Origin of the sequence: Catellatospora methionotrophica, from assembly GCF_011297335.1 — a bacterium.
GTDB classification, from domain to species: domain Bacteria; phylum Actinomycetota; class Actinomycetes; order Mycobacteriales; family Micromonosporaceae; genus Catellatospora; species Catellatospora methionotrophica.
The window spans coordinates 41,892-59,822 of record NZ_JAAOTJ010000016.1 but is presented as its reverse complement, the minus strand read 5'-3'; the positions used below and the strand labels follow the sequence as shown (position 1 = coordinate 59,822).

At 72.9% G+C, this 17,931-nt stretch carries 14 protein-coding genes and 1 pseudogene; 9 read left to right on the top strand and 6 right to left on the bottom strand.

Going from position 1 to position 17,931, the window contains the following annotated elements; all coding sequences use genetic code 11:
• Nucleotides 1-20: 20 nt before the first annotated feature.
• The 3 genes and pseudogenes from HAV40_RS28295 to HAV40_RS28285 form a co-directional block, all read right to left on the bottom strand.
• Nucleotides 21-830, bottom strand: a complete 810-nt coding sequence (locus tag HAV40_RS28295) for an HAD family hydrolase (RefSeq protein WP_239086910.1) — start codon at nucleotides 828-830, stop codon at nucleotides 21-23.
• Nucleotides 831-1,290: 460 nt separating this feature from the next.
• Nucleotides 1,291-2,130, bottom strand: a pseudogene (locus tag HAV40_RS28290) (DUF5667 domain-containing protein); the annotation flags it as partial.
• Between the two features lie 142 nt (nucleotides 2,131-2,272).
• Nucleotides 2,273-3,082, bottom strand: coding sequence for an ECF subfamily RNA polymerase sigma factor, BldN family (locus HAV40_RS28285; protein ID WP_409365007.1), 810 nt, complete (start codon nucleotides 3,080-3,082; stop codon nucleotides 2,273-2,275).
• Between the two features lie 557 nt (nucleotides 3,083-3,639).
• Here HAV40_RS28285 and HAV40_RS28280 point away from each other — a divergent pair.
• The 8 genes from HAV40_RS28280 to hemB all read left to right on the top strand — a co-directional run bounded on the left by HAV40_RS28280 (nucleotide 3,640) and on the right by hemB (nucleotide 12,273).
• Entirely contained in the window at nucleotides 3,640-5,154 is a 1,515-nt protein-coding gene (locus HAV40_RS28280) for a class I adenylate-forming enzyme family protein (RefSeq protein ID WP_166386541.1), read from the top strand.
• A 4-nt stretch (nucleotides 5,155-5,158) separates the two neighbouring features.
• Nucleotides 5,159-5,386: a glutaredoxin family protein gene (locus HAV40_RS28275; protein WP_166386539.1), complete on the top strand. Its 228-nt coding sequence runs from the start codon at nucleotides 5,159-5,161 to the stop codon at nucleotides 5,384-5,386.
• A 62-nt stretch (nucleotides 5,387-5,448) separates the two neighbouring features.
• Complete coding sequence (locus tag HAV40_RS28270) at nucleotides 5,449-6,105, top strand: HAD family hydrolase (RefSeq protein ID WP_166386537.1); 657 nt, start codon at nucleotides 5,449-5,451, stop codon at nucleotides 6,103-6,105.
• A gap of 396 nt (nucleotides 6,106-6,501) precedes the next feature.
• Entirely contained in the window at nucleotides 6,502-7,377 is an 876-nt protein-coding gene (locus HAV40_RS28265; protein ID WP_166386535.1) for a redox-sensing transcriptional repressor Rex, read from the top strand.
• On the top strand, nucleotides 7,374-8,708 hold the full coding sequence (locus HAV40_RS28260) for a glutamyl-tRNA reductase (RefSeq protein WP_166386533.1): 1,335 nt from the start codon (nucleotides 7,374-7,376) through the stop codon (nucleotides 8,706-8,708). Before HAV40_RS28265 ends, HAV40_RS28260 begins: the two co-directional genes overlap by 4 nt.
• Complete coding sequence (gene hemC, locus HAV40_RS28255; protein ID WP_166386531.1) at nucleotides 8,708-9,628, top strand: hydroxymethylbilane synthase; 921 nt, start codon at nucleotides 8,708-8,710, stop codon at nucleotides 9,626-9,628. Before HAV40_RS28260 ends, hemC begins: the two co-directional genes overlap by 1 nt.
• Complete coding sequence (locus tag HAV40_RS28250; RefSeq protein ID WP_166386529.1) at nucleotides 9,625-11,205, top strand: bifunctional uroporphyrinogen-III C-methyltransferase/uroporphyrinogen-III synthase; 1,581 nt, start codon at nucleotides 9,625-9,627, stop codon at nucleotides 11,203-11,205. Before hemC ends, HAV40_RS28250 begins: the two co-directional genes overlap by 4 nt.
• Nucleotides 11,206-11,289: 84 nt before the next feature.
• On the top strand, nucleotides 11,290-12,273 hold the full coding sequence (hemB, locus tag HAV40_RS28245) for a porphobilinogen synthase (protein WP_166386527.1): 984 nt from the start codon (nucleotides 11,290-11,292) through the stop codon (nucleotides 12,271-12,273).
• A gap of 128 nt (nucleotides 12,274-12,401) precedes the next feature.
• On the opposite strand, the gene HAV40_RS28240 is transcribed toward hemB, so the two are convergent.
• From HAV40_RS28240 to HAV40_RS28230, 3 genes are all read right to left on the bottom strand, one after another.
• The gene (locus HAV40_RS28240) at nucleotides 12,402-12,617 is read right to left on the bottom strand and encodes an FmdB family zinc ribbon protein (RefSeq protein ID WP_166386525.1); all 216 of its coding nucleotides are present in this window, start codon (nucleotides 12,615-12,617) and stop codon (nucleotides 12,402-12,404) included.
• Nucleotides 12,618-12,621: 4 nt separating this feature from the next.
• Entirely contained in the window at nucleotides 12,622-13,647 is a 1,026-nt protein-coding gene (locus HAV40_RS28235; RefSeq protein WP_239086901.1) for a GNAT family N-acetyltransferase, read from the bottom strand.
• Between the two features lie 152 nt (nucleotides 13,648-13,799).
• Nucleotides 13,800-14,783: a lytic murein transglycosylase gene (locus HAV40_RS28230; RefSeq protein ID WP_166386521.1), complete on the bottom strand. Its 984-nt coding sequence runs from the start codon at nucleotides 14,781-14,783 to the stop codon at nucleotides 13,800-13,802.
• A gap of 408 nt (nucleotides 14,784-15,191) precedes the next feature.
• Here HAV40_RS28230 and HAV40_RS28225 point away from each other — a divergent pair, with 408 nt between their 5' ends.
• Nucleotides 15,192-17,885, top strand: coding sequence for a winged helix-turn-helix domain-containing protein (locus HAV40_RS28225; RefSeq protein ID WP_166386519.1), 2,694 nt, complete (start codon nucleotides 15,192-15,194; stop codon nucleotides 17,883-17,885).
• Nucleotides 17,886-17,931: the final 46 nt, after the last annotated feature.

Sequence of the window (17,931 nt, the reverse complement as noted above, 5' to 3'; positions counted from 1 at the left end):
GCCGCTCCGTCCGGGCAGGGTCACGTTCTCTTCCGGCGGCGGCTCAGCGCCATGCCGCCCGCCACCGCGCCCGCCAGCACACCCGCGCCCAGCGCGACGGGGACCGCGACCTTGGCGGCCTTGCGCGCGGACCGGAAGTCGCGGATGTCCCAGCCCTGGGCGCGGGCCATCCGGCGCAGCGCGCTGTCGGGGTTGACGGCGACCGCGCGGCCGACGCTGGTCAGCATCGGCACGTCGTTGATCGAGTCGCTGTACGCGGTGCACCGGGTCAGGTCCAGGCCCTCGGCGGCGGCCAGCGCGTCGATGGCGTGCGCCTTGGCCGGGCCGTGCATCATCTCGCCGACCAGGCGTCCGGTGTACGCCCCGTCGCGGATCTCGGCGACCGTGCCCAGCGCGCCGGTGAGCCCGAGCCGCGCCGCGATGACCCGGCCCAGCTCCACGGGTGCGGCGGTGACCAGCCAGACCCGCTGGCCGGAGGCTAGGTGCTGGTCGGCGAGCGCGCGGGTGCCCGACCAGATCCGGTCGGCCATCAGCTCGTCGAAGATCTCCTCGCTGAGCCGCTGCACATCGTCGACCTTCCAGCCGTTGATGAAGGCCAGCGCGGCCTGGCGGGCCTGCGCGATGTCGCCGGCGTGCTCGGCGGCCAGCAGCCGGAACCGGGCCTGGCTGATGGCGAACTTGGCCAGGTCGAGGGTGGTGAAGTAGCGCCGGGAGGCCAGGCCGCGGGCGAGGTAGTACAGCGAGGCGCCCTGCATCATCGTGTTGTCGACGTCGAAGAACGCGGCTCCGGTGCGGTCGGCGACCGTGGTGGCCGGCTCGGCCGGCGGCATCGGCACGATGACCGGGGGGATGAGGGGCGGGGCGGTCTGCGGCACGGCCGTGCCGACGGCGGCAGTCGGCGGCGCGGGGCTGCGACGACGTGCCATCGGGGGCCTCCTTCTGCGCGGAACGCGGGGTGCCGGGTGCGCGAAGCCGACCGCTAGAGCCTATGCGGCACGGGCCGCCGGACGCAGTAGGGGCGCGACGCCGTTACCGGCATCGCGCCCCCGTGGTGCTCGTTTCCGGCTAGCCGAGCAGGCCGCCGAGGATCCGTCCCAGCTCGTCGAGCAGACCGTCGTCCTTCGTCTGCTCGGTCTCGCCTTCGCCAGGCGCGGGCGACGCCGAGGCGCTCGGCGCGATAGACGCCTGCGGAGCCGCCGGCGTGCCGTTGCCGTTGGGCTTGACGTTCTCCCTGGTCTCCACCGGCTGCGGCTGCTGCTCCGGCCGCGACGGCTGAGTGACCGCGTTGGCGCAGGAGCCGGGCACCGAGCCGAGCCGGTCGCTCTCCTTCGAGCCCGCACCGCAGGCCAGCGCCGTACGGGCCGCCGCGGAGCGCTTCTCGATCCGGTCCAGCAGCGACAGCGACCCGGTGACCTTCTCCCGGTCGGTGCTGCCGTCGAGCAGCTGCCCGACGAGCATCCGCTGGTCGGCGACGAAGCGGTCCACCGCGTCCAGGGCGGAGGTGTCGCGTCGCGCCATGGCGGACGTGATCAGCATCCGGATGCCCTGCGTGGTGTCGGCGTCCATGTCGGTGAGCGCGGACCCGAACCCGGTCGCGTCGGTGCGCACGGCGTGCGCCTCCGACAGGCGGGTGCGGGCGAACTCCAGGTAGAGCCGACCCCGGGACAGGTCCGATCCGGCCAGCGCGAGCTGGGCCTTCTCGGTCTGCCGCTTGACGCCGTAGAGGGCGTCGCCGGGGATCGCCTCGCCGCTGGCCACCGACACGCCGGACAGTGCCAGCGTGCCCGCGGCGATGCCGATGACGATCGCCCCGCGGGCCCGGGCCCGGCCGGGTTTACGGGCCGTCCAGGGCGCGGCGGCGCGCTGGTCCTCGACGTCGGTCCGGGCGGTCACACCGATGCCGTCGCGTTCCGCGGTGGCGATCAGCTGAGCGCGCAGATCCCGTTTGAAGTTGGCCTCGGGCACGCCGGGCAGCGCGACGGTGCGCAACTGCTGCCCGACGGTCACCAGCTCGGCGAGCTGGCTGTCGAGGCGGGACCGGGTGTGGTGACGGCGGCCGCCGTTGGCCTCGTCGACCAGTTGGGCGAAGCGCTCGGCACGCCCACGATCGAACAGGGAAATGTTGTTCACCGCGGGCACCCCCCTTCGCTGATCGCGGTGATGGTTACAGCGAACGCTGAGAATGCCGCTCGCACCCGGTCAAACGGGACCAGGGCACGATCAGTTACGGCCGCCGAGGGTGACGGGGCACCCGCAGTGATGTGAGTCACGTTCACGGTTGGAACCCCTCGGGCAGCAGACGGGCGAGCGCGCGCACGGCGCGGTACTGGAGAGCCTTGATGGCGCCCTCGTTCTTGCCCATCGACTGCGCGGTCTCCGCCACCGAGAAGCCCTGCAGGAACCGCAGCACGATGCACTCCTGCTGCTCGGGGTTGAGCTGCTTGACCGCGGTCAGCAGCGCCACGTTCGTGATGTGGTCCACCACGGCCGTCTCGGGGCTGCCCTCGGGGCCACGGTCCTCGCGGTCGGCGTCCAGCACGTCGCCGGTGGTGACCTCCAGCCGGTACCGGCCGGACTTGAAGTGGTCGGCGACCAGGTTGCGGGCGATGGTGACCAGCCACGCGCCGAGATCGCGGCCCTGCCAGGTGAAGCTGCTGATGCGCTTGAGCGCGCGCAGGAAGGTGTCCGAGGTCAGGTCCTCGGCCAGCGGACGGTTGCCGACCCGGAAGTAGATGAACCGGAACACCGTGTCGACGTACCGGTCGTAGATGAGCCCGAACGCCTCGGAGTCGCCCTGCTGGGCCCGTTCGACCAGCGTCCACACCTCGTGTGCGGCGTCGCTGGGATCGGGCCGGTCCGGGTATCCGGTGCCGCCGCTGCCGCCCTCCTCGACGGCGGGCAGCACCTGGGTCTCGCCTGCCTCCACGGCCGAACCGCTGGCCTGGGTGGGCGCGCTGCGCCCGTTGACCCGGCCGCCCACGGGCTTGGTGCCCGGGGGCTGGTGCCTGGCCGTGGCGTCGTTGGTCTGCCGGGTACGGATCCGCTGCGTGCCGCCGTCCCCACGTACCGCCGTGGCCAGCATCTCGTTGAGCGAAGTACGGAGCAGCGTCAGGCCGTCGACCAGGGCCCGGCGGGCCGCCGCCACTTCGCTGGTGACCAGCTCATCGCCGAACAACAGAGAACTCATCCCGCCACCTCCGCGTGCCCCCAGACCGATCCGTCCCGGTGCTGCGGGAGACGCACGCGTCCCCCGGCATACCGGGCAATCTCCACCATAAGCCGCTGAACACCCATGAGGTACTCGTTCGGTGCGATAAACGGCACAAAGGCCTCCTCTGGCTGAGGGGTGTCGACTCATGACAAAAAGGGTGAGCCGACCCTGAGGACTATAAAGGCCCCAACTCACCGAGCGGTGTGGAGTCAGTTACACGCCGGACCGAAATGTTGCACCGCCCCCCATAGGTGTCGTCGCACACTGTGTGCGCTGGTCCGCCTACTGGCCGAAAGTTTCGGGGCCGCTCACCCGGGTGGGTGATGCGCCCGTAGTCCCCGTGACGGTGGCGGCTGTGGCGGCGTCGTGTCAGGACGGTGAACGCGAGGGGTGGGCGGACGGGCCGGGCTGTGGAAAACTCAGCCTCCGTGAACCTCGCCACACTGCTGCGCCAGCACGCCGCCGCGACCCCGGACCGCATCGCGCTGCGCGCGGGCGCGGACAGCCTGACCTGGGCGGAGTGGGAGGCGAGGGTCGACGCTGCGGCGCGCGGCCTGCACGCGCTGGCCCTGCCCGCCTCGGCCGGGCATCCCGCGCGTGTCGCGATCGCCCTGCGCAACGACCTCGACTTCACCGTCACCCTGCTGGCCGTGCTGCGGGCGGGCCTGGTGGCGGTGCCCTGCAACCCCGGGTTCACGCCGCGCGAGCTGCGCCACGTGCTGGCCGACAGCGGCGCGCAGGTGCTGGTCGCCGCGCCGGAACTGCTGGCCGGGGTCGAGGTGGCCCACCCGCTGACGGCACTGCCGGTGGCCGAGGGCGCGACCCCGGCCGAGGACCCGGGGGACGGGCTGGCGCTGCTGCTCTACACCTCCGGCACCGAGGGCGTGCCCAAGGGCGCGATGCTGCCGCACACGGCGCTGCTGGCCAACCACCGGCAGCTCGCCGCCGTCGAGCCCCCGCTGGTCGGGCCGGACGACACGGTGCTGCTGGCCCTGCCGCTGTTCCACGCGTACGGGCTCAACACCGGCCTCGGCTCGGTGCTGTTCCACGGCGCGGCCGGGGTGCTGCTGGCCGACTTCGACCCAGCCGGCTCCGCCGCGCTGATCGCCGAGCAGCGGGTGACCGTGGTGGTCGGCGTGCCGCCGATGTTCCTGGCCTGGAGCACGGTGCCGGACATCGGCGAGCGGCTGCACTCGGTGCGGCTGGCCGTGTGCGGCGCGGCGGCGCTGGAACCCGCTGCGGCGGCCCGGTTCGCCGCGCTGACCGGGCACCCGGTGCAGGTCGGCTACGGGCTCACTGAGACCGCGCCGGTGCTGGCCTCGACCGTCGCCGCCCCGGCGGCCAAGCCGGGATCCATCGGCCGCCCGCTGCCCGGCGTCGAGCTGCGCCTGGTGAACCGGGCGGGCGAGGACGTGTGGCGGGGCGGCGAACCGCTCGGCGTCGACGACGAGGACGACGACGATCCGGACCTGGCGATGCCGGACTCGCCGGGCACCGATCCGGGCGAGATCGTGGCGCGCGGGGAGAACCTGTTCGCCGGGTACTGGCCCGACGGCCGTGGCGGGCCGGACGCCGACGGCTGGTGGCCCACCCGTGACGTGGCGTACGCCGACGGGGACGGCGACCTGTTCCTGGTCGACCGGCTCGGGGAGCTGATCCTGGTCAGCGGCTTCAACGTGTACCCGGCCGAGGTGGAGCAGGTGCTGCTGGCGCACCCGGGGGTGGCCCAGGCGGCCGTGCTGGGCGCGCCGCACCCGATGACCGGCCAGCAGGTGCGCGCGGTCGTGGTGCCCGCGCCGCGGGCCGAGGTCACCGCTGCCGAGCTGGCCGCGCACTGCGCCCGCAACCTAGCCCGGTTCAAGTGCCCCAGCGAGATCGAGTTCGCCGACACGCTGCCGTACTCGGTCATCGGCAAGGTGCGCAAGGGGCTCTTGCGAGAATGACGCGGTGACCCGACTGACTCTGTACACCCGGCCCGGCTGCCACCTGTGCGAGGACGCGGTGGCGGTGCTGGAGCGCATCGGCGAGCCGTACACCGAGATCGACATCTCGGGCGACCGGGAGCTGGAGGCGGACTACGGCGACCGCATCCCGGTGATCATGCTCGATGGCCGGGAGCACGGCTACTGGCGCGTCGAGGAGCAGCGCCTGCGCCGTGACCTCGGCCAGGGCTGAGACACGCTCGCCACGACCGGGCCGGGCACTCTGAGCAGGGGTGTCGCGGGTAATCTGACGCGATGAAGCGCGGCGCGAAGCACATCGTCTGGGACTGGAACGGCACGCTGGTCGACGACCTGCACCTGGTCGTGAGCGCCACCAACGTGGCGTTCGAGCTGGCCGCGCCCGGCCTGTCGATCAAGGTGACCGCAGACGAGCACCGCCGCGACTTCCGCCGCCCGATCAGCGAGTACTACGGCTCCGTGCTGGGCCGCCCGCTGACCGAGGCCGAGTTCGTCGAGCTGGACCGGGTCTTCCACGACGCGTACCGCACGGGCCTGGCCGAACTGGCGCTGGCCGTCGGCGCCGTGGACGCGCTGCGCGGCTGGACCGGGACGCAGTCGCTGCTGTCCATGTGGTTCCACGACGAGTTGGTCCCCACCGTCACGCGCTACGAGCTGACCTCGCACTTCATCCGGGTGGACGGGCTGCGCGAGCGGCTGGGCGGCGAGCAGGCGCACAAGGCCGGGCACCTCAAGCGGCACCTGGCCGAGCTGCGCCTGGAGGGCGCCGACGTGGTGCTGATCGGCGACTCGATCGACGACGCCGACGCGGCCGCGTCCGTGGGGGCGCGCTGCGTGCTCTACACCGGCGGCTTCACCGACCCCGCCAAGTTGCGCGCGTACGGGGTGCCCGTCGCGGACACGCTCCTGGAGGCGGTCGCGCTAGCGGCGTGACGTTCGTCTCTGGATGGCCGCGCCGACCGTCACCGCCTCGACGGTTCGAGTGATTAGCGTCTTTTGCCCATGTTCGCGCCTGATCAGGTGGGCGTGTTTTGGGAGCCTTTGTCATGGTTGCGACATAATCGCGGTGCAGCGCCCATCCGGACGCCCGCCGCGAACCGCCTTTACGGCGACTCTCCGTGACGGGTGGAGTGGGGTTCGGCCAGAGTGGGGGCACACATGCCGCGGGGGCATTCTGGCCGATTCGCGATCCCGGATGGGCGCGCTTTCAAGATCGCGATTTGTGCACCTGTTCACAAGCGCTTAGTCTGTTACCTCGACGTTCCCCGCTAGCACAGAGCCGTTCGGCCATGTGATCTGGGGTCTAAGCCTTGTTCGGCACGGAGTCTCATGAGTCAGCAGCGCACCGGTCACGAAGCCGGGATCACCGGCCGTGTCGGCGCGGTCACTTCAGGAGCGGTCCCGGATTTCCCGGACCTGCCCGAGGCGACGGTGGCCCGACTGCCCGAGTATCTGCGTGCCCTGCATCACCTCGCCGAGACCGGACACGACACCGTCTCCAGTGAGGGCCTGGCGCTGGCCGCCGGGGTCAACTCCGCCAAACTGCGCAAGGACCTCTCCCACCTCGGCTCGTACGGCACCCGTGGCGTCGGGTACGACATCGAGCCCCTGGTCGGCCAGATCGAGTACATCCTCGGCCTGAACATGCGCCGCGCGGTCGCCCTGGTCGGCGTCGGTAACCTCGGCCACGCGCTGGCCGGGTACGCCGGGTTCGCCAGCCGCGGGTTCCGTATCGCCGCGCTGTTCGACGCCGACCTCACCAGGGTCGGCGAGCTGATCAACGGCATCCCGGTGCGGCACACCGCCGACATCCCCGAGGTGGTCAAGTCCGAGGCGATCTCCATCGCCGTGCTGGCCACCCCCGCCGGGGCCGCCCAGGCCGTCGCCGACCAGCTCGTCGCGGCCGGGGTCACCAGCATCCTGAACTTCGCCCCGGTGGTCCTGAACCTCCCGGAGCAGGTCGACGTACGCAAGGTGGATCTCGCTGTCGAGCTGCAGATCCTCTCGTTCCATGAGCACCGCAAGTCGGCCCGGACCGAGCAGGCCAACTCGGCCGCCCGCAGCCGGGCCGCCGCGGCGGGCCATGCCGCCGCCGAGCAGGTGAACCCGCCGGCGCGCGCCGCCGGGCAGGGCCGGGTGGCCCGCGTCCTCGGGGAGGCCGTCAACGGCGCCCCCGTCGCCGCGCTAGGAGAGGTGGCCGTGTGAACCTCATCGTGGTCGGTGCGTCCTACCGGACCGCGCCGGTCGAGCTGCTGGAGAAGCTGTCGCTGGTCGAAGGCCCGCAGGCACTGCCCCGGCTGCTGTCCGGCGGCGAGCTCTCCGAGGCGGTCGTGGTCTCCACCTGCAACCGGGTCGAGGTCTACGCCGCCGTGCCCGCGTTCCACGCCGGGCTGAGCCACCTCGGCGAGGTGCTGTCCGAGCTGTCCGGCGTGCCCGCCGAGCAGCTCGCGAACACCCTCTACGTGCACCACGGCCAGGACGCGGTGCGCCACGTCTTCCGCGTCGCCGCCGGGCTCGACTCGATGGTCGCCGGTGAGGCGCAGATCCTCGGCCAGCTCCGCGAGGCCTACCAGCAGTCCACCGAGGCCGACGCGGCCGGCAAGGTGCTGCACGAGCTGCTGCAGCAGGCGCTGCGGGTCGGCAAGCGGGCGCACGCCGAGACCGGCATCGACCACGCGCCGCGCAGCATGGTCAGCGCCGCGCTGGACCACGCCGTGGCCAACTCCGCCGACTGCCACCGCTGGCTGATCATCGGCGCGGGCGCGATGGGCGCGCTGAGCGTCGCCGAGCTGACCAGGCGCGGCGCGGGCACGGTCACCGTGGTCAACCGCGGCCTGGACCGGGCCCAGCGGCTGGCCGACGCGTACGGCGCCACCGCCGCCCCGATCGAGCGACTGCCCGAGCTGCTGGCCCAGGCCGACGTCGTGATCACCGCCACCGCGTCGACCGGACACGTGCTCACGACCGAGAACGTCGGTGCGGCGCGCACGGGGTCCGGCAAGATCCTGACTATCATCGATCTGGCGATGCCGCGCGACGTCGAGCCGGCCGTCGCCGAGCTTCCCGGAGTGCGGCTCGTCGACGTCGCGCGCCTGGGCACCGTGCTGGATCCGGCCACCGCCGGTGCTCCGGTCTGCCCCCGCTCGTCCGCCGACCGCGAGGTCGCGGCCGTGGAGCAGATCGTGGCAGGCGAAGTCGACTCGTACGCGAGCTGGCTGCGCGGGGCCGAGGTGGCCCCGACGGTCGCCGCGCTGCGGGCCAGGGCCGAGGACGTGGTCAGCGCCGAGCTGCGCCGCCTCACCCAGCGCCGCGCCGACCTGACCGACGAGCAGCGCGCCGATGTGGCGCACACCGTGCACCGGATCGTGCAGCGCCTGCTGCACCAGCCGACCGTGCGGGTGCGCCAGCTGGCCGCCGAGCCCGGCGGGGAGGCGTACGCCAGCCTGCTGCGGGACCTGTTCGACCTGTCGGTGATCCCCGGATCGCCGGACCACACCACGGTGGCAGATGTGCCAGATTTGAAGGGGGGTGCCTGATGACCAGCACAGGCGTGCTCCGCCTCGGTACGAGAGGCAGCGCCCTCGCGATGGCGCAGTCGCAGACCGTGGCGGACATGGTGACCGCGGCGACCGGCCTGCGGGTCGAGCTCGTGGAGATCGCGACGGCGGGCGACCGCTCGTCCGCGCCCGTCCAGCAGCTCGGCGTGGGCGTGTTCGTGTCCGCGCTGCGCGACGCGCTGTCCGCGAAAGAGATCGACTTCGCGGTGCACTCGTACAAGGACCTGCCCACCGCGCCCGCCGACGGCCTGTCCATCGCGGCCGTGCCCGAGCGGGCCGACCCGCGCGACGCCCTGATCGCCCGCGACGGGCTGACCCTGGCCGAGCTGCCCTCCGGGGCCGTCATCGGCACCGGGGCGCTGCGCCGCATCGCGCAGATCAACGCGCTGGGCCTGCCCCTCACCACCATGCCGATCCGCGGCAACGTGGACACCCGGCTGCGCAAGGTCGCCGACGGCGAACTCGACGCGGTCGTGCTGGCCCGCGCCGGACTGGCCCGGCTGGGCCGCGCCGGTGAGGTCACCGAGATCCTGGACCCGATGCTGATGCTGCCCGCGCCCGCCCAGGGCGCGCTGGCCGTCGAGTGCCGGTCCGCAGATGCCGATCTGGTCGAGGCGCTCGCCGCTCTCGACCACCGGGCGACCCGCGCGGCGGTCACCGCCGAGCGGGCGCTGCTTGCCGCGCTGGAGGCAGGGTGCAGCGCACCCGTCGCCGCGCTGGCCGAGACAACCGAAGACGACGAGATCTACCTGCGCGGTGCGGTGATCAGCGTGGACGGGCGGTTCGCCCTCCGACTGTCGCGCACCGGAACGCTCGCCGACGCCGAGCAGGTCGGGCGGGCCCTGGCCGCCGACCTGCTTGAAGACGGTGCCGAGAATGTACTTGGGAGTGCAGAATGACCCGCACCCGTAAGCCCGCCGGGCACGTCGCGTTCGTCGGGGCTGGACCCGGCGACCCGGGACTGCTCACCCGCCGCGCGTACGACACGCTGCTCGAAGCCGACCACATCGTGTACGACCGCAGCGTGCCCGACGCGCTGCTCGACACGCTGCGGGCCGAGACCGGCGAACTGACCGAATACAGCCCCGCCGAGGGGGTGCCCGGGGACGTGGCCAAGGTGCTGCTGTCCGAGGCACGCTCCGGCCGCAACGCGGTGCACCTGGTGACCGGTGACCCGTTCGGCCACGACGCCGTCGTCAAGGAGGTCCAGGCGGTCGCCCGGACCAACGTGCGCTTCGCCGTCGTGCCGGGCGTGCCCCAGGCCGCCGGTGTGGCGACCTACGCGGGTGTGCCGCTGACCGGCGTGCGCACCGCGGCCGACGTCGACGACGTCACCACGCTCGACTTCGACGGGCTGGCCGCCGCGGTGCGGCACGGCTCGGTCGCGCTGGCCGTGGACGCCGGCGACCTCGCCTCGGTGCGCGACGGCCTGCTGGCCGCGGGCGTCGACGGCACCCAGCCGGTGGCGATCACCGGCGACGGCACCGGCGACACGCAGTACACGACGACCTCGTCGGTGGACAGCTTCGTCGCCGCGGCCCTCGGCTTCTCCGGCCGGGTCGTGGTGACCGTCGGCGGCGGCGTGCAGAACCTGGACAAGCTGGGCTGGTGGGAGCGGCGGCCGCTGTACGGCTGGCGCGTGCTGGTGCCGCGTACCAAGGAGCAGGCGGGCGTGATGAGCGCGCGGCTGCGGGCGTACGGGGCGATCCCGTGCGAGGTGCCGACGATCGCGGTCGAGCCGCCCCGGACCCCGGCCCAGATGGAGCGGGCGATCAAGGGCCTGGTCGACGGCCGGTACGCGTGGGTCATCTTCACCAGCGCCAACGCGGTCCGCGCGGTGTGGGAGAAGTTCGCCGAGCACGGCCTCGACGCCCGCCACTTCGGCGGCGTCAAGATCGCCTGCATCGGCGAGTCGACCGCCGAGGCCGTGCGCGCGTTCGGCATCCAGCCCGAGATGGTGCCCGCGGGCGACCAGTCCAGCGAGGGCCTGCTCGCCGAGTTCGCGCCGTACGACGAGATCTTCGACCCGGTGGGCCGGGTGCTGCTGCCCCGCGCCGACATCGCGACCGAGACGCTGGCCGCCGGGCTCACCGAGCGCGGCTGGGAGGTCGACGACGTCACCGCCTACCGGACCGTGCGCGCCGCGCCGCCGCCGGAGGAGATCCGCAACGCCATCAAGTCGGGTGGTTTCGACGCGGTCCTGTTCACGTCAAGCTCCACAGTGCGCAATCTGGTGGGTATCGCCGGCAAGCCGCACCAGCGTACGGTCGTATCGGTGATCGGCCCGAAGACCGCCGAGACCGCGCTGGAGTTCGGTCTGCGCGTCGATGTGCAGCCCGAGCACGCGTCCGTCCCCGACCTGGTCGAGGCGCTCGCGATGTACGCCGTCGAGCTGCGCGAGCGGCTCGCCGCGATGCCCGCCAAGCAGCGCCGGGGCTCGAAGGTCCAGGGCCCGACCGCGCTGCGGTTCCGCTAGAAAGACTGACGCGGCACGTCCTCGCGGCACAACTTCATCGTTGAGCTGCGAGGACGTGCCGATTTTCCACCCAGGGAGTGTGTGATGTCCTTCCCGAACGTGCGGCCGCGACGGCTGCGCACCACTGCGGCGATGCGGCGGATGGTCAGCGAGACCCGGTTGCATCCGGCCGAGCTGATCCTGCCCGTGTTCGTGAAGGAGGGCATCGCCGAGCCCCGCGCCGTGGCGTCGATGCCCGGCGTGCTCCAGCACTCGCGCGAGTCGCTGCGCAAGGCGGTCGCCGAGGCGGCCCAGGCCGGGGTCGGCGGCATCATGCTGTTCGGCATCCCGGCCGAGAAGGACGCCACCGGCTTCGGCGGCATCGACCCGAACGGCATCCTCAACGTGGCGATCAGCGACGTGGTCGCCGAGGTCGGCGACAGCGTCGTGGTGATGAGCGACCTGTGCCTGGACGAGTTCACCTCGCACGGCCACTGCGGCCTGGTGCGCCCTGACGGCTCGGTGGACAACGACGCGACCCTGGCGGCGTACGCCCGCATGGCGGTCGCCCAGGCCGCGGCCGGGGTGCACGTGGTCGGCCCGTCCGGGATGATGGACGGCCAGGTCGCCGTGGTCCGCCGCGCGCTCGACGAGGCCGGTTACCGCGACACGACCATTCTGGCGTACGCGGCCAAGTACGCCTCCGCCTTCTACGGCCCGTTCCGCGACGCGGTCGAGTCGTCGCTGGACGGCGACCGGCGCACCTACCAGCAGGACCCGGCGAACCTGCGGGAGTCGCTGCGCGAGGTCGCGCTCGACGTCGCCGAGGGCGCCGACATCGTCATGGTCAAGCCCGCCCTGGCGTACCTCGACGTGATCTCCGCGGTCCGCGACATGGTCGACGTGCCCGTCGCGGCCTACCAGGTCAGCGGCGAGTACGCGATGGTCGAGGCGGCCGCCGCCAACGGCTGGATCGACCGCGACCGGGTGATGATGGAGACGCTGCACTCCATCCGCCGCGCCGGCGCCCAGCTGATCCTGACCTACTGGGCCGTCGACGCCGCCCGCCGCCTGCGCGCCGACTACTGAGCCGGGTGCGGCCGGGCGCCGCTGGTGCAAAGATCGCTGTTTCGGGTCACAAAGTGCGGTCAGACCTCACTTTGTGACCCGAAACAGCGATCTTTCGCGGTTGAAGGCCGGAGCCGGGGTTCGGCGGGTCAGCTGCAGCAGCCGCCGCCGCAGCAGCCACCGCCACCGCCGCCCGACGGGGCGGGGATGGCGTCGCCGCGGCCGGACAGGCCGACGGTGGTCAGCAGTTTCACGGTGTCGTCGTGGCCGGACGGGCACGGCGCGGGGTCGCCCGCCGCGGCCATGGGCCGGTTCACCTCGAAGGTGTCGCCGCAGGCGCGGCAGCGGAAGTCGTAGCGTGGCATCGGATCAGCTTATGCCGAGGCTGGCGGCCAGTTCCACGACGTCGCCCTCGTACTCCAGCCACTGGCGGTCGGCGACGAAGCCGAGCTCCTGGTTGACCTTGATGAGGGGTTCGTTGACCGCGGCGTTCCAGGTCTGCACCTCGGTCAGGTTCGGTTCGGCCGAGCGCAGCTCGAACAGCATCCGGGCCTTGATCGCACGGCCTACGCCGTAGCCGCGGTGGCGGGGCACGACGACGGTGTCGTACTGGTCGGCGCGGCCGGGGCGCTGGGCCGGGACGACGACCTCGGTTAGCCCGGCGACCTCACCGGTCTTCTCCTGGACGGCGACCACGATGTAGAGCTGCAGGCCCCGGGCGGCCAGTGTGCGCAGGCTGGCGAGCAGGCGCTCCGGCTCGTAGGAGCTCGGGCGCAGGTCCAGGTCGCCGAGGTCGTAGTCGTCGCGCACCTCGGCCTTGGCGGCCGCGTACGGCGTGATCAGGTGCTCGGGCGGCCCGTCGGCGTAGAACTCGATCTGGTATCCGGCGCCGACCCCGGCGGCGAGGTCGCCGAGGGAGAACCAGTCGACCGTGTCCAGCCGCAGCACGCTGCGGATCTCGGTGAACGCCAGGGTGAAGCCGTACGCCCGGTAGAAGTCCATGGCGGTGGTGGCGCCGGCGACCTCGACGCCCAGCGTGGTGAAGCCCTTGCGCAGGGCGACCCGCACCTGCTCGGTCAGCAGCGCGCGGCCGATGCGCAGGCGGCGCGCCTTGGGGTGGACCAGGATCTCGATGACGCCGATGTCGCCCAGCAGGATGATGCTCCCGGCGCCCAGCGGCGCGACGCCGCGTGCGGCATCGCCCTCGTTCTCTTCGACGAGCCACATCATCTTGCGTTCACCGGGCATGGTGACCGCCAGGTAGTCGCGCATCCTGCCGTCTTGCCACAGCGGATCATCAGGTAGGTCGACCGCGGACACCTCGTTGAGGAGTGCGACCAGAGAGGTGATCTCAGTGGCGGCGGCGGTACGGGGATCCCATTCGCGCACCTTCACTTGTCCAGCTTGCACACTGCGCCCCCGAAACGGAAGGGTCCCACCTGTCATCGTATGCAAACCATTACGCTGAGTGGCGATCAACGATGAAGGTAGTGGCGGACGGTAGTGTTATGGGCCGTTTCGCTGAACTGTGCGAGACGTCCGGTTGATCAGGTCTGACTGCTACGACCGTACGCCTGCGCGGTGTCGAACACCTTCTGCAGGTACACCCCTACGTTGTTGTACGACAGCACCACCGATTTCCAGTTGGCCACGACGGTCAGGTCCTTGCCCGGCGCGCACAGGTAGTACGCCGCCGCCAGGGCCGCGTCGTCGAGGTCGTGCGGGTCGACGAGCTGGTCGTTGTCGGCGTCCACCGCGTAGGTCAGCCACGTCGCCGGGATGAACTGCATGGGGCCGACCGCGTGGTCCCACTTCTTGTCGAAGTCGAGGGTGCCCGCGTCGGTGTCGTTGATCTTCTTGGTGTTCTTGGTGCCGTCCAGGGCGGGCCCGACGATCGGCGGCATCGACTTGGCGTCGTCGCCGAGCTTCGCGCCCTTGGCGCGGCCGTGATCGGACTCGATCTTGCCGATCGCGGCGAGGGTGGTCCACCGCAGCTTGCACGACGGGCGGGTCGACGTCACCACCCATTCGGCGTACGCGTAGGCCTCCAGGGCCGTCACCGGCACGTCCACCTTGGGCGAGGTGGCCTCAGCCCAGCGGTGGAACACGGCGGCGGGCCGGGCGGCCGGGGTCGGCGAGGCGGTGGCCGGGGGCGTCGGCTCGGCGCTGGGACTCGGCGCGGTGGTCGGCGGCGCCTCGGCCGTCACCGAGGGCGTCGGCGTCGGCGCGACCGCGGCCTCGGCCCCGCCCAGCGAGGGGATCAGCAGCGCGCCGGACACGCCCGCCGCGGTGACCAGCAGCGCCAGGGTCGCGCCGATGGTGGTGAGCCTGCCCACGGGGCGTCGCGACTGCTGCCAGATCACGCGGCCCGCGTCCATCGTCGCGGTCCGCAACTGCACCATCGCCGCCCCGACCGAGATCGTGGGCGCGGTCCTGCCTTCGGGCGCGGTGTCCGACGTGGCCGCCGGCTCCGGCACGGCGGCGGTCCCGGGCGCGGCCTCGGCGGCTGGAGCGGCCTGCGGCCTGGTCACGGCGTCGCCGTCGGCCTCATCCGCTGTCGCGGCAACGGTTTCGGCGTCTGGCGACGCCGTCGCGCGCGCAGCATCGCCGTCGGCCGGCGTCTCAGCCCGCGCCGCCGCTTCCGTGGTGTCCTCCCCGTCCCGCACGCGTTCGAGTATGCCTCGCCCGCGCCGCATTGTCGTGCGCACGTGCTGTCCGTCGAGACGGCTTGGATGATCCGGTTGTGACCTGACGGCCCACATCCGCCCTGCGGTGTCCTCGTTACGACGGTTGGCAGCTCGACACGGCAGCGATCGCGGTCATCGTCGCGGGTGGTGACACCTCGGATGGCTCGATCAACCCGTTCTCACGATGTCCTGTGCAGGTGGGGGTACGGCAGCATGAACCGCGACTTCCAGGGGGGCGGAGGTTATCCGCGCGTGCCGCAGCGTATACACCTGCCGCGTGGGCAGGTGACGTTCCTGTTCACCGACATCGAGGGCTCGACCCGACTGGCCCAGATGCTCGGCGACGGCTACCGGCCGGTGCTCCACGAGCACCGGCGGGTGCTTCGTGCTGCGCTGGCGGCGGCCGGTGGCGTGGAACTGTTCACCGAGGGCGACTCCTACTTCTTCGCCTTCGCCGACGCCTCGACCGCGGTCGAGGCGTGCGCCTGCGCACAGCGCGCACTGGAGGCGCACCCGTGGGCCGATCCGCAGGCGCAGCCCAGGGTGCGGATGGGCCTCCACACCGGAATCGCGCAGCCGCACGGCGGCGAGTACGCCAGCGCCGAGGTGCACCGGGCCGCGCGGGTCGCCGCGGCGGCGCACGGCGGGCAGATCCTGCTGTCCGCGTCGACGGCCGAGGCCGCCGCACGGCTGCCGGACCAGGCCTGGCTGCTGGACCTCGGCCTGCACCGGCTGCGCGGCTTCGACGGCCGCGAGCGCCTGTTCCAGCTGGTCGCCCCGGAACTGGAGCAGCACTTCCCGCGCCCGCGCACCGACCGCACCGCCCCGCACAACCTGCCCAGCCCGCTGACCTCCTTCGTCGGCCGTCACCCGGAGCGGGCCGAGCTCGCCGAACTGCTGTCGGCGCACCGGCTGACGACGGTGGTGGGCGCGGGCGGCGCGGGCAAGACGCGGCTGGCCGTGGCCGTCGCGCACGACCTCATCGAGTCCTATCCCGACGGGATCTGGAACGTCGACATCGCCGGGGTCACCGATCCGGGCCTGCTGGCCTTCACCATCGCCACGGTGCTGGGCCTGCGCCCGGAGCCGGGCCGACCGGTCGTCGAGACCCTGGTCGAGCACGCCTCGACGCGCCGCCTGATGCTGCTGCTGGACACCTGCGAGGCGCAGGTCGGCACCGTCGCGCCGCTGGTGGCCCAGCTACTGGCGGGGGCGCACGAGGTGACCGTGCTGGCGACCAGCCGCGAGCCGCTGGGCATCGCGGGCGAGCTGGTGTGGCGCATCCCCCCGCTGTCGCTGTCACCGGGCGCGGGCGGTACTGCCAGCGACGCGGTGACGCTGCTGGCCGAGCGCACCGCGGCGGCGCGCGGTGGCCGACCGGTCGAACCCGCCGAACTCGCCGACCTGGCCCGCGTCGCGGCCCGCCTGGACGGGCTGCCGCTGGCCATCGAGCTGGCCGCGGCCCGGCTGCGGGTGCTGTCCGGCGGCGAGCTCGCCGCACGGCTGCACGCCGAGCTGACCGCCGAGGAGAGCGACCCGCTGCGGGCACTGGACGCGGGCGGACCGCATTCGGGCGCGCACGCCCGGCACGCCACCATGCAGGCCACGGTGACCTGGTCCTACCGCACCCTGCCGGACGACGCGGCGCACCTGCTGCGCTGGCTGTCGGTGTTCGCCGGTCCGGTCAGCCTGGCCGGGGTGGAGTGGCTGCTGGACGGCGACCCGCTCGGCCCGCTCACCGTGCTGGTGGACAAGTCGCTGGTGCAGGCCGAACCGGGTGCGCACGGCACGACCTACCGCATGCTGGACCCGATCCGGGGGTACGCCGCCCGGCAGCTGGCCGCGCACGGCGAGGAGGCCGCGGCCCGGGACCGGCACGTGGCCTGGGCGCTGCGCGCGCTGCACGCGGTCGGGCGCGGCCCGGACGAGCAGCCGGTGACCCTGTCGCTGTACTCGATCGACCCGCTGGCGGCTGAGCTGCGCGCCGCGCTGCGCTGGTGCGGCACGGGCGGCAGCGCCCGCTCCGGTCTGCAGATCTCGTGCGGGCTGGACCAGTGGTGGCGCGAGCGCGGCCTGGCCCGGGAGGGCCGCCTGTGGCTGTTCCGGCTGTACGCCCGCCTGTCCGAGACCGGCGAGCAGGTGCCCGACGCTGAACTGGCCCGCGCCTACCACGCGCACTCGGGTCATGCCGCCGTCGACGGGGAGTTCGTCGAGGAGCTGCGGTTCAGCCGCCGCGCCGAGACCGCGGGCCGCCGCGCGGGCGACCCGGGGCTGCTGGCGCGGGTGCTGGCCGGGCGCTCGGGCGCGCTGCGCGACGCGGGCCAGCCCGACGATGCCGAGCAGGCCTGCCGGGAGGTGCTGGCCTGGGCGACCCGGTACGAGGTCGCGCCGGACGCGCTGTTCGCGGTGTGCAATCTGGCCGAGCTGCTGTGGCTGCGCGGCGCGCTGGACGAGGCCGCCACGCTGCTGGCCGCGTCCCGCCAGCTGGAGCAGCTGCGCCCGGCCGAGCGCGGGCGGCGCACCCTGGACCTGCTGCTCGGCATGGTGGCGCTGCGCCGGGGTGACCTGGTGGCCGCGCACGAGCACCTGACCGTGGCGCTGCGCTCGCGGATGGCGTACGGCTTCCACGGGCGGGCCTGCGTGGCCGTGAAGGCGATGGCGGCGCGGTGTGTGCAGGGCGGGGACGCGGTGACGGCGGCGATGCTGTTCGGGGCGTCGGAGTCGGCGACGGTGCGGCTGCACTGCGGCCCCGGCATCTTCGCTCCGTTCTGGACCGCGCAGTTGCAGGCCGCTCGGGCGGCGCTGGGCGACGCGGCCTTCGACGAGGCGTACGCCCGGGGGACCGCCCTGTCGCTGGGCGAGACGGCCTCGCTGGCGCTGGCGGTCGAGCACCCGGATCTCGCGGTGGACTCCAGCCGCTTCGCCGAGCTGCCCAGCGGCTCCTGACCGGCCCCTGACGCAGTCCTGCGCAGCCTTCCCGGAGACGGATCGG